The 12,377-nt window shown below is 57.8% G+C and carries 10 protein-coding genes; all 10 read left to right on the forward strand.

What is annotated here, in order from left to right; translation table 11 throughout:
• Positions 1-963 (forward strand): glycosyltransferase family 4 protein (locus PSV43_RS23340; RefSeq protein WP_300203438.1); only part of this gene is annotated, 963 nt, incomplete at its 5' end.
• A 107-nt stretch (positions 964-1,070) separates the two neighbouring features.
• Complete coding sequence (locus tag PSV43_RS23345; RefSeq protein ID WP_300203440.1) at positions 1,071-2,513, forward strand: hypothetical protein; 1,443 nt, start codon at positions 1,071-1,073, stop codon at positions 2,511-2,513.
• A gap of 80 nt (positions 2,514-2,593) precedes the next feature.
• Positions 2,594-3,310, forward strand: a complete 717-nt coding sequence (locus PSV43_RS23350) for a glycosyltransferase family 2 protein (RefSeq protein ID WP_300203442.1) — start codon at positions 2,594-2,596, stop codon at positions 3,308-3,310.
• Complete coding sequence (locus PSV43_RS23355; RefSeq protein ID WP_300203444.1) at positions 3,311-4,870, forward strand: hypothetical protein; 1,560 nt, start codon at positions 3,311-3,313, stop codon at positions 4,868-4,870.
• 6 nt (positions 4,871-4,876) lie between these two features.
• Positions 4,877-6,064, forward strand: coding sequence for a UDP-galactopyranose mutase (locus PSV43_RS23360; RefSeq protein WP_300203446.1), 1,188 nt, complete (start codon positions 4,877-4,879; stop codon positions 6,062-6,064).
• A gap of 15 nt (positions 6,065-6,079) precedes the next feature.
• Positions 6,080-6,982 (forward strand): glycosyltransferase, encoded by a 903-nt coding sequence (locus tag PSV43_RS23365; RefSeq protein ID WP_300203448.1) that lies wholly within the window; start codon positions 6,080-6,082, stop codon positions 6,980-6,982.
• A gap of 52 nt (positions 6,983-7,034) precedes the next feature.
• The gene (locus PSV43_RS23370) at positions 7,035-9,281 is read left to right on the forward strand and encodes a glycosyltransferase (RefSeq protein WP_300203450.1); all 2,247 of its coding nucleotides are present in this window, start codon (positions 7,035-7,037) and stop codon (positions 9,279-9,281) included.
• A 2-nt stretch (positions 9,282-9,283) separates the two neighbouring features.
• A complete protein-coding gene (locus PSV43_RS23375; RefSeq protein ID WP_300203452.1) occupies positions 9,284-10,459 on the forward strand; it encodes a glycosyltransferase in 1,176 nt (391 codons plus the stop codon).
• A gap of 77 nt (positions 10,460-10,536) precedes the next feature.
• A complete protein-coding gene (gmd, locus tag PSV43_RS23380; protein WP_300203454.1) occupies positions 10,537-11,544 on the forward strand; it encodes a GDP-mannose 4,6-dehydratase in 1,008 nt (335 codons plus the stop codon).
• A 6-nt stretch (positions 11,545-11,550) separates the two neighbouring features.
• A partial coding sequence (locus PSV43_RS23385; RefSeq protein ID WP_345784690.1) for a GDP-L-fucose synthase occupies positions 11,551-12,377 on the forward strand: 827 nt, incomplete at its 3' end.

Consider the following 12,377-nt stretch of genomic DNA (forward strand, 5'->3'; position numbering starts at 1 on the left):
GGCTCCTTGGAGCTGGCCGTTCGACGCTTCGAAGCGGCGGTGGCCCGTTCGGTCGCGCAGAGTCAGGGATTGCAAGCGGTGCATGCCTACATGGACACGGCTGAGCAGACCTTCTTGGCGGCACGCCAGCGTGGCATCCGTACAATCTATGAACTGCCTACGCCTTACTGGCGCTTCACGCGTGACATCGTGTTGGCGGAGGCCGAATGCCAGCCGGAATGGGCGATGACACTGCCGGTCATGGAGGAGAACAGCGAGGTCATGCAGCGGCGGGATCGTGAACTGCAACTGGCGGATCTGGTGATCGTGCCTAGCGAACTGGTGCGTGACAGTCTCAGGCTGGCACCGCGCTTCAGCGGCCAAGTTCATGTGGTGCCCTATGGCGGCCCGGAGCCGGTTGATAGGCAAGTTTCAAGTTTAAGGTTTCAGGTTTCAAGTTCAAAGCCTGCCCGGTTGCGAGTGCTGTATGTCGGCAGTTTGAATCAAGGGAAGGGGTTGGCCTACCTGGCGGAGGCGATGGCGGGTTTGGAAGAACTGGCGACGCTGACGGTGATTGGCTCCCGCACCAGCGCCGCTCCCTGCGCGGCGCTTGATCGTTTGCTTGTCACCCATAGACACCGCTCTGGCCTGAGCCATGAAGAGGTGCTGGCGGAGATGCGACAGCATGAGGTGCTGGTGCTGCCGACCTTGTATGAAGGGCTGGCACTCGTGCTGCTGGAGGCGATGGCCTGCGGCCTCACGGTGATCACCACGCCGCATTCGGGGCTTGCAGGCTTGATTGAGGACGGGCAGGAAGGATTTTTGGTGCCCATTCGCAGTGCGTCCGCCATTCATGACCACCTGCGGCAGTTGGCGGGTGATGCGGGGCTAGTGCTGACGATGCGAGAGGCCGCGCTGACATGGAGCAGGGAACAAACGTGGCAGCGCTATCGTGAGCAACTTCGGGACGTCGTGGTGTCGTAGCCCACTCGCTCGGCTGCGGGCATTTGGTCTTCTGCCGCCGCTTCCAGGCAATGATGATTTGCAGCGTGCACCCTTTACGGGTCATAATGCCATAAACTTATTCTGACATGAAATTTTCGCTTCAACAAATGATGATGCTGGGTGCCGTAGGTACGGTATTCATCGTCCTCCTGGCCATGATGAACTGGCGCCGGGCGGTCTATGCCGCGATGATTGTGGCGCTGTTTGAAGGGGCGATTCGTAAATGGATTTTTCCGCAGGGGTCGGAACTGGTGTATTTCTTCAAGGACATCATACTGTTCGGGGCCTACCTGAAATTTTTCATGTTCCCCGATCCCGATATCCGGGCCTGGCGGGTGCGCGCACCGGCCACCCTGATCACCGTGGTCTGTATCACCTTGGTCATGTTCGGTGCTCTGAACGCCAATATCGGCTCGATCACTCTGGCGGGCTACGGTCTCAAAATCTACCTTTGGTACGTGCCGTTGGGTTTCATGATCCCGCTGCTGTTCCGCAATGAGGCGCAGATGACCACGATGCTGTTTCGTTACTCACTGTTTGCCATTCCGATCTGCCTGCTCGGAGCTGTACAGTTCGTGGCGGGTCCTGGCTCCTGGCTGAATGTGTATGCCGCCAGTGAGTTTGCAGACACCCATCAAGTGGCGACCTTTGGCACTGGTGCCGTGGCCACCGCACGCATTACCGGCACCTTCTCTTACATTTCTGGGCATGCGGTGTTTGTGCAGTTTTTCTTCATCCTCTCCCTCGGCCTGCTGACGGGCATCAATGACAAGCGCCGCTGGGTGCTGCTGCTGGGCAACCTGCCCCTGCTGGTGGCCAATGGTCTGATGTCCGGCTCCCGTGGTGCAGTCTTTAGCATGCTCATCGTAGGTGCCATTGTGGGGGCGACCTCCACGGTGTCCAAAGTGGGCAAGGCCCGCAATACACTGCCCTACTTGATGCTGGGTGCAGTCTTGATCGTATTTGGAATCAATGTCTTCTTCAGCAAGGCGCTGACTGCCTTTGAGACGCGGCGCACCTACGCAGGGGACAGCACCTTTGGGCGCATCATGTATCCCGTCTCCTCGGTGCTCCTGGCGGCCAAGGAAGTGGATTTGATGGGCTTTGGCATTGGCATGTCTCACCCGGCATCCATGGCCATGCGCAGTGCTTTGAAAATCGACCCACCGAATCTGCGCTGTCCGGTCTATGATGCTGAAACCGGGCAGGTGCTGGCGGAACTGGGCTGGCCGGGTTTCGTGGTCTGGTATTTGTTTCGTATGGCGATGGTCTGGCAGTGCTGGGTGGCCTTTCAGCGTTCGCCTCCCTCCATGTTTCGCTCTCTGGCGCTCGGATTTTTCTGCTACGAATTGCTGCTGCTGCCGGGCAGTTTCATCCTCAATCACACCGCCAACGTGTTTGCCTGCGCCGCCTGGGGCTTCTGCCTGATTCCGAATCTGGAATCCCTGGTGCGGCGTGCGCGTCCCGTGCAGGCTCCGCAACAGGCGCTCCATCGGCGTGGCTCTCGCGTGCCGAGGCTGCATGATTGACTCCGGAGTTCTGCCATTGATTCAAACGCCTCTTCGACCATGCAATCCCCGCCAGTCCGAACAATCCCAGCACCCATCGCATGAGCAGTGATCCCCCCGAGCTTTTGGTGGTGATGCCGGTGTACAATGAATCGGCATCTGTTCGCAAGGTGGTGAGCGAATGGTTCACCGAACTGGAGAACTGGACGGAAAGATTCGTTTTTTTCGCGATCAATGACGGTTCCACCGACGGCACCGGCGCTATTCTCCAACAGTTGCGCAGCAAATTTGGCGAGCGGTTGGAAGTCATCGAACGAGAAAATCGAGGTCATGGCCAGAGCTGTTTGCAAGGCTACCGCATTGCCATCGAGCGCGGCATTCCGTATATTTTTCAGCTCGACTCGGATGGTCAGTGTGACCCTCAGTATTTTTTCCGCTTCTGGCGGAACCGGGAAAGGTTCGATGTGATTTACGGCGTGCGCAGACGGCGTGACGATGGCTGGCGGCGGGTAATTGCCAGCATGGTGCTGCGGCTAACGCTGCTTGGGTTTGCCCGTGCCAACTGTGCCGATGCCAACGTGCCCTATCGACTGATGCGGACGGCTGCTTGTGCTGACACAATCAATCGCATTCATGCGCAGTTCTTCCTGGCCAACGTCGGACTGGCGGTCTTGCTGCGGCACCAGTCGGGCATTCGGCAGGGACTGGTAACGATCCGCTTTCGCGAACGTTACGGCGGTGAGCCTTCTGTCCCGCTGGCTAAATTTGCCACGCGCGCCGTTGAGATGGTGCGCCAATTACAAAACCTGCTGCATTGAATGATGAAGCCCTACTCCAATCGCTGGCTGCAACTGCTCACCCTCGCCGGAATGGCCCTGCTTTGCTGGAATGCTGGCACCACGACCATCTGGGATGATGAAACCAACGGCTTTTTCCTAGCCAAGGAACCGCTGCCGGAACTGATGCAATTGATGGCGTCCAACGTGCATGAAGATCCGCCGTTGTATGATCTGGCATTGCATTATTGGCAGCAATGGGCGGGCTATGCCCCATTCAAACTGCGACTGCTTTCAATTCTTTGCTGGATTTTCGCGCTGTGGGGGCTGTTCAAGTGTGGCGCGCGTTGGGGTGGGGCGCGAGCAGGGTGGATGGTGCTGGCTGTCGCCGTGTGGATGCCCTACCACTGGATGTTTCCTGCGGCTATGCGCTGGTATTCCATGTTCGCTGCACTGGCCATTTGGAACCTTCATGCACTGCTGCGGGCTATAGGACTGCCGCGAAACCAGCCTGAGGTTGAAAGTCGATTCCAATGGGGGGATTTTGCGGTCTATGTACTTTCTGGCACGGCGATGTGGTACTGCAATTACAGCGCTCCGGTGGTGTTTCTGGGGCAGGGGGTTGCTCTGCTGCTGACCGTGGCATTTAAAAAAGGCCCATGGGTGTGGATGATTTCCGGCTGGGCGGTTATTGGTCTGCTTTACCTGCCTTGGCTGCCGGTGTTCTTCCGGCAATTGGGACTTTCAGTTTCAGCCTTCTCATTTCCATACACAGCTGCTTCGCTGTATGCCATCTTTGCTGGTGAAGTTTCAACTCCCTATGCGTGGTGGATTTCGCTGCCGGTGGTCGTTGCTGCGGTGGCCGCTCTCGCTCTTGGATTGCAAACCCGCCGCACGACGCAGTTTATGACGGTGATCGTGGTGGTTATTTTGGGGGTATTGGTGGCGAAGAATGTCATTTGGACCAAAAGACTGCTGATTTTCACTCCTTTTGTAGCCTTGCTGATAGGCACTGCGCTGGCATCCATTTCACGCGAAAGTGCCCGTTTACAAAGGTTGGCCAAGGTGGTGTTCCTTGGGGCGGCAGTGGCGATCTTGATTGGCAGTCTGACCAATCTCATCCGTCGCGACGGCTGGCTTACCTACCGCTGGCTGGTGCCCACCGGCGAAGTTGTGGCTGGAATTCGAAAAGAACAACCAGGAAGCTTGATTTTGTCCAACTCCAACAGTGTGGCGTTCTACTGTCAGGACCCTCATGGACTGGCTTGGTTCGGGCGGTTTCCCGAACGTGTTCTAGAAATGGAAATGATGCCATTCTATTCCCATCTGGAACCAAATCCGCTTAAGCTTATCATAGGCAGACTCAGTCAGACGGAGAAGGCCGTCTATATTCATGACAGTTCGAGCGTCGCCTATTCGAGTGTTCTGCCTTGGATTGAAAGCCAGATGCAAGAGGCCGGTTTTGCCAAAGAAAATGTAGTGCCTCTGGCCATGGCATCTGCTGGGTATTTGCAACATCATCCAGGGGTTGTCGGACAGATCTCACCCATCGACAGTGCGCGGCTTGTGGTCGTGTACTTCCAGAGAGTCTCCCGGCCTTAATATCGCATGAACACGGATGTTCTCATTGTAGGGGCTGGTTTTGCCGGACTGGTCATGGCCGAGCGTCTGTCCAATGTGATGGGACTGCGTTGTCTGGTTCTGGACAAACGGGCGCATGTAGGCGGGAACGCGCATGATGCCTACAATGAGGCAGGAGTGCTTACGCATGTCTATGGTCCGCACTACTTCCGCTCCAACAGCTCCAAGGTGGTGGATTATTTGTCGCAGTTCACCGCGTGGCTGCCCACGAGTTATGAAATCCGTTCGTTTGCGGAAGGCCGTTACTGGCATTTTCCAATCAATCTTAACACTTTTGAGGAACTCATAGGCAGACCCTCAGATGAAGAAGAGTTCAAAGCGTATCTGGAGCACAAGCGCGTGCCGATCTCCAAACCGCAAAACTCGGAAGAGGTGATTGTTTCACAGGTGGGCTGGGAATTGTATGAGAAGTTCTTCAAGGGGTACACGCTCAAGCAATGGAAAAAGCATCCACGCGAACTGGACGCGAGCGTGTGTGGACGCATCCCCATTCGCACCAATCGTGACAACCGCTATCTTCAGGAGACATTCCAGGCGCTGCCGGCTGCGGGGTATCATCGGTTGTTTCAAAACATGATTGAGGCAAGTCCTGGGGTGCAGATCATGCTGCGAACGGATTATCGGGAACTCCTGCCTCATGTGAAGTTCCGGCACATGGTGTACACCGGACCGGTGGATGAATTTTTTGACTGCCGGTTTGGTGCGCTGCCCTACCGATCGCTGCGGTTCGAGACGCAATCGTTTGAGGCAGATACCCTGGCATCACGGGCTGCGATTGCTGGCAAGCAAGGATTCTGGCAGCCTGCGATGCAGGTCAATTATCCCAATGAGCATGATTTCACCCGCATTGTTGAGATCAAACACGCGACCCGGCAACGCTGTGAAAACACTTCGATCGTCTATGAATATCCGGACGATTACGGTCCCGGGAAGGAGCCTTATTATCCAGTTCCCACGGCGGAGAACAGCCGCCTCTATGCGCAATATGCTGAACTGGCGGCTGCAACTGCAGGGGTCAGCTTCATCGGCCGACTAGCCACCTACCGCTACTATAATATGGATCAAGTGGTCGGCATGGCCTTGCATGAGTTTGAAAAAATTGAACCAGCGCTGAGTGCAACTCAGCCTAGGGCGTTGTACCATGCAACACGCTAACGAGATGCGATTTTAATGTCATTGCCGGAGATTCCAATCAGCGTCGCGGTGCCGGCTTGCCGGCGGTTTGAGCAGTTGCGCACGACTCTGACCCGGCTGCGGGACTGCGTTCCGCCGCCTGCTGAGATCCTCGTGCATCTGGATGGCAATGACGCGGGGCTGCGTGCTTTAGTGGAGGGGGAGTTTCCAAACGTGCGGCTGCTGCACTCCTCTGGGCTCATCGGTCCGGGGGGCGCGCGCAACCAGATGATGCGCGAGGCTCGTTGCGCTTGGGTGGCGCATTTTGACGACGATTCATTTCCTGTGGACGCAGATTTTTTTGCCCGGGCTTGGAGGCTTATTTCGCGGTATCCAGAGACGGCGGTGTTGGCCGCTACGATCCTGCCGATGGAGTCGCACGACCCACAAGGGCTGTGGTTGCAGGCCATCTACGTTGGCTGCGGTCATCTGATGAACCGGGACTGGTTCCTGCGCACGCGGGGCTATCTCCCTCTGCCGGTGGCCTACAATCTTGAGGAGGTGGATGTGAGCATTCAACTGCATGACCTAGGCGGTCGTTGCTTGCAGTCCGGTGATCTGCGCGTGTTTCATGATCATCCAGTTCCTGTGCGCGAAACCGAGGACACGCAGGTGGCGATGATGATCAACACAGTGCTGTTCCCACTGCTGCGCTATCCGTTGCCCCTGCTGCCGCAGGCTTGTGGCAGCATACTGCGTCGTCTGTTTCGGCTGGCGTTGAAGAGGGAGTGGCGCGTGATCCAGCGGTCGCTGCTGGCGCTGCCCGCAGCCATGGGGCACTATCTACCCGTGAGAAGGCCTGTTAGGACCCTCACGGCCTGGTCCTGGCTACTGCTCCGCCGTGTGCCGCTGCGAGTGGCTTCCACTTTGGCTTTTCTCCTCTCTTGTGTGCATGATTGATCCTGCTTCCCATGAGCCTGAGCAGCAGGGCACTCCGCGCCTCAGCGTCTGCGTGGTGACCTATCTGACATCTCCCTATCAAGTTGAATTTTTCAATGAGATCACTGCCGGCGGAGAGATAAGCCTGCGCGTGATCTATCTGCGCCGTCAGCATGATCAGCATCCTTGGGGACGGGTGACGTTGAAGCACGAGCATCTGGTGCTGGAAGGTCACCCCGAGGTTGTCAGGCAGGCCTTCGGCTGGGTGTTGGAGGCTGATCTGACGGTATGCAACTACTACACCCATTGGTTTGCCCTGGCGGCGTTGCATCTCAGGCACCTCAGCGCACGGCCCTGGGCTTTTTGGGGGGAGCGTCCGGGTTTTTTGCGATTGGGCTGCTACGGACGTCTGGCCCGCCGTCTGCTGCTCTATCCAATTTCGAAAAGTGCCGCACCGATCTGGGCGATCGGGCAGGCTGGAGTGGCGGGTTATATGAACGACTGGGGCGCGGACAAAAGCTATGTCAACCTGCCCTATTTTTCGGACCTGAGCCGTTTTCGGAAGCAGCCGCGCACAGTCCGGGCCGAAGAACGCGTTGTCTTGTATTCCGGCATTTTGAATTCGCGCAAAGGTGTGCTGGGACTGGCTGAGGGGTTTCGTGCCGCCGCCCGGGCCCACCCGAACCTGCGTCTGATCATCCTGGGCTCTGGCCCGCTGGAGAGGCAGATGCGCGAAATTCTCCAACCGGTGGCCGCTCAGGTATCATGGGAAGGTTTCCGCGAGTGGCAGGAACTTCCAGCCTTTTACGCTCAAGCGGATGCCCTGTGTCTGCCTACGCGGCATGATGGCTGGGCCATGGTCGTGCCGGAGGCTCTGGCGGCTGGCTTGCCGGTGATCACCACCGAGGACGCGGGCGCTGCGCGGGAACTCGTGACCCATGAGGTCAATGGCTGGCTGCTGCCGAATTCCGAAGCCAAAGCCATCGAAAGTGCCCTGCGACTGCTGGCGGAACTTGCGCCTGCTGATCTGGCCCGTACCAGCGCTGCGGCAAGGGCGAGCGTCAATGACCACACTTTGGATGAAGGACGCAGCAGGTTTGTTGCTGCCGCGCATGAGGCGATGGCGGCGTTTCACTGTCGGCGCACTGGCTTAGGTGACAAAAAGCGGCACCTGTTGATCACTGGTACTTATGCCCCGGACCGGCTGCATAGCATGCAGCGCTACACAGACTTGGTGCAGTCTGTTGTCACGCCGGTCTTCGGAGACGAGGTCGAACGCTTAGACCCTCACGTGGTCTTGGGTGGGCTGAGTTGGATGCCCCGACGGGTGAGAAAGCAGTTCGGTTATGTGGACAAATACTTGATTTTCCCTCTGCGACTGCGTTGGCAAGCGGCATTCCAGGCTGGGCGGGGAGTGGAAACCTTGATTCATGTGACGGACCAAGGATTGGGGCCGCTGATTCCGTGGTTGAGGGGTTTTGGAGTGATTGTGACGGTCCATGATTTGATCGCTGTTAGAGCCGCCATCGGCGACATTCCAAGCATCCCTCGGGCGGGGTGGTGGAGGGGGGCATTCCAGAGATATATTTTCTGGGCGCTACGCTTTCCCTCAACCATCGTCTGTGTCTCGAATAAGACTCGCGAAGACTGTGAGCGTCTGGTGGGGCAGGAACATCGTTTTCATGTGGTCCTGAATCCGCTCGATCCCGCATTTGAGGTGCAGGCCGAGACCGTGTGTGCTCCAGAGCTGCCCTTATCCTTTTTACTGCATGTCGGGAATGGACTTTGGTACAAGAACCGGGAGGGCGTGCTGAGCATTTATGCAGCCCTGAGACGGCGCTTGGGCTTGGAGTCTGCGCCAGCGCTGGTCATGATGGGAGCCGCTGCCACAGAGGCTGAGAATGAGCTGGTCGTGACACTGGGGATCGGTTCCTGTGTCACCTGGTTTGCCCGGCCGCCGACATCCATGATCGTGGCGGCCTACGATCAGGCGCAGGCGTTGATCTTTCCCTCTTTTGAAGAGGGGTTTGGCTGGCCGGTGCTTGAGGCCATGGCTCGTGGCTGCCCAGTCTTCACTTCGAATCGTGCGCCGTTGACTGAAGTGGGCGGAGATGCTGTTGAGTACATCGATCCAGAGAACGTGGAGCAGGCAGCCGAAGTGATCACAGAGTGTCTGAGGCAGGGCGCAGCGTGGCGCGAACAGAAATCTGCGCAGGGCCGTCTGCGTGCGCGGGAGTTGTCGGTCAGCCGCTTTGGCGAGGAGATGGTTGAGGTTTATACCCGTGTGCTGAACTCGCCAGACCAGGAACAAGGCCATTGATCATGAACCTGTCGATCATTCATGTCATTCACTCCATTGATCCTGACCATGGGGGCACGACGGAAGCTGTAAGGCTGCTGGCGCAGACGCAGGATTCGGTGAAAACGACGGTGCTTAGCTCAGATGATCCGAAAACTGGCTGGGGCAGTGACTGGCCCTGCTCGGTGCGTCTGCTGGGGCCGGCGAGGACCAAGTTTGGCTGGACGCCGAACTGGGAGGCCGGGCTGCGAGATCTTCTGCAACCTGGGGCTGTTGTCGTGGTGCATGGCCTGTGGCAATATCATGCTTTGGCGGCAGCGAAGGCGGCGCGAGCTTCGAATGTGCCGGTGCTCATTTATCCCCATGGCATGCTGGATCCCTGGGCGCTCAGGCAGTCGCGGTGGCTGAAAAGTGCGGCGTGGTGGTTGTTCAATCGCCAAGTGTTCAGGCAGGCGGCTGGGGTATGCTTTACCACGGAGGATGAGCGCCGTCTGGCCGCTCCCATGCTAGGGAAAATCCAAGGGACGCAGGTGATTGTGCCGCTTGGGGTCGAAGAGCCGCCGGATTCAACGGCAGTGCTGAAAGCTGAGTGCGAGAGCGCCCATCCTGTGCTGGCTGGAAGGCGGGTGTTTTTGTTCCTTGGTCGGCTTCATCCTAAAAAGGGATGTGACATGCTGCTTCAAGCCTTCGCCCGCTGGCAGGGGACAGATGATCCCGGCAGGACGGTGCATCTTCGCTTTGTCGGCCCGCCGTATGCAGCTCATTTCCAGGAAGAACTCGAAAGGCAATGTGAGGAGCTTGGGTTGAAGATCGGTGCGGATATTTCTTTTGCGGGCGGCGTGGTGGGGCGGGACAAATGGCGTGAACTGGCTGCCGCCGAAGTGTTGGTGCTGCCTTCGCATCAGGAGAATTTCGGGATCGTGGTGGCCGAGGCGCTGGCGTGTGAAGTGCCGGTGCTGTTGTCCGACAAGGTGAATACGGCACCTTTCATTGCAGAATATGGCGCTGGACTGGTGGCTGACGACACCGTGGACGGTACGCTGCAGTTGTTGCAGGGGTGGTCACGCCAATCTGCTGATGAGAAGAGAGTGGCCCGGAGGCAGGCGCGTCAATTGTATGTGGCCCAGTTTGCCATTCAAACCGCGCGCAGGCGCTTTCTCGAAGTGGTGGAAGTGGCAGCGGCCAAAGGGTGCCGTTAGGAGAGACAAGAGTCCTTTGTTGGTTATTTGTCTGAAACGGTTGGTGCCGGACCCGATTCATTGATTATATCAATGCTATGAAAAAAGCACTCATCACCGGCATCACAGGTCAGGACGGTTCCTATCTGACGGAACTGCTGCTGGGCAAGGGGTATGAGGTGCATGGCGTCATCCGCCGCTCCTCCAGCTTCAACACGGGGCGGATTGACCACATCTACCAGGATCCGCATGTGGATGGGGCGCGGTTGATTTTGCATTACGGTGACCTCGCGGATGCGGTGCAGATGGTGAAGCTGCTGTATGAACTGCAGCCGGATGAAATCTACAATCTGGGGGCGCAGTCGCATGTGAAGGTGTCGTTCGACATTCCGGAATACACCGGGGATGTGGACGGACTGGGCACGCTGCGCATTTTGGAAGCGATTCGTGAGTCGGGGCTGATGAAAAAGACGCGCTTCTACCAGGCCTCTTCCTCGGAGATGTTTGGCAAGGTGCAGGAGGTGCCGCAGACGGAGCAGACGCCGTTCTGGCCGCGCTCGCCGTATGGCTGTGCCAAGGTCTTCGCCCACTGGCTGACGGTGAACTATCGCGAAAGCTACGGTCTGCATGCCTCCAGTGGCATCTTGTTCAATCATGAGTCGCCGCGCCGTGGGGAGACCTTTGTGACGCGGAAGATCACCCGTGCGGCCACGCGCATCAAAATGGGGCTGCAGGAGAAACTTCACCTCGGCAATCTGGAGGCGAAACGCGACTGGGGCTTTGCCGGGGAGTATGTGGAGATGATGTGGCTCATGCTGCAGCAGGAGCAGCCGGATGATTATGTCATCGCGACGAATGAAACTCACAGCGTGCGAGAGTTCTGCCAGGAGGCGTTTGCCCACGTGGGGCTGGACTGGGAGCAATACGTGATGCATGATTCCCGCTACGAGCGCCCTGCGGAGGTGGACCTGCTCATCGGCAATCCGGAGAAGGCTCGGAGGCAGCTTGGCTGGGAGCCGAAGGTGCGGTTCAAAGAGCTGGTGAAAAAAATGGTGGACGCCGATCTCAAGCTGGCTGAACACGAAGCCAGATTGAAATTTCTCTAAAGCATGATGAAGCTGTTTATTTCCGGACATACAGGCATGGTGGGGAGCGCGCTGGTGCGGCGTTTCCAGAAAGTGGCAGGCGTGACCGTCGTCACCCGCACACGTCAGGAGCTCAATCTCTCTGATCAGGCGGCAGTCATGGAGTTTTACCAGTCTGAGCGGCCTGACGCGGCGATCATCGCGGCGGGCAAGGTGGGCGGTATTCACGCCAACAGCACCTATCCTGCCGAGTTCCTCTATGAAAATCTGGCGATTGCGACCAATTGCATCAACGGTGCCTGGAAGACTGGGGTGAAACGACTCCTGTTTCTGGGCAGTTCCTGCATCTACCCCAAGCTGGCGCCGCAGCCGATGCCTGAAGACTGCCTGCTCACCTCGGCGCTGGAGCCGACCAATGAGGCCTATGCCATTGCCAAGATCGCAGGGCTCAAGATGGCGGAGTACTATCGCAAGCAGTATGGCGTGGTCTATCACTCGGCCATGCCGACGAATCTGTATGGCCCCAATGACAACTACCATCCGCAGAACTCCCATGTGATGCCGGCGCTGATCCGGCGCTTTCATGAGGCCAAGCTGACGGGCCAGGCGGAAGTGGTGGCCTGGGGCACGGGCCGCCCCCAGCGCGAGTTTCTGCATGCGGATGATCTGGCAGACGCCTGCGCGTTTTTGCTGCAATTGGAAGACCCGCCGGATTTGGTCAATGTGGGCTGTGGCTCGGATGTGACGATTCGTGAACTGGTGGAGATGGTGGCCGAGGTGGTGGGGTACGAAGGGCAGATCGTTTGGGACAAAACGAAGCCTGATGGCACGCCGCGTAAGCTGCTGGACACCAC

The organism is Prosthecobacter sp., from assembly GCF_029946185.1.
GTDB lineage: Bacteria > Verrucomicrobiota > Verrucomicrobiia > Verrucomicrobiales > Verrucomicrobiaceae > Prosthecobacter.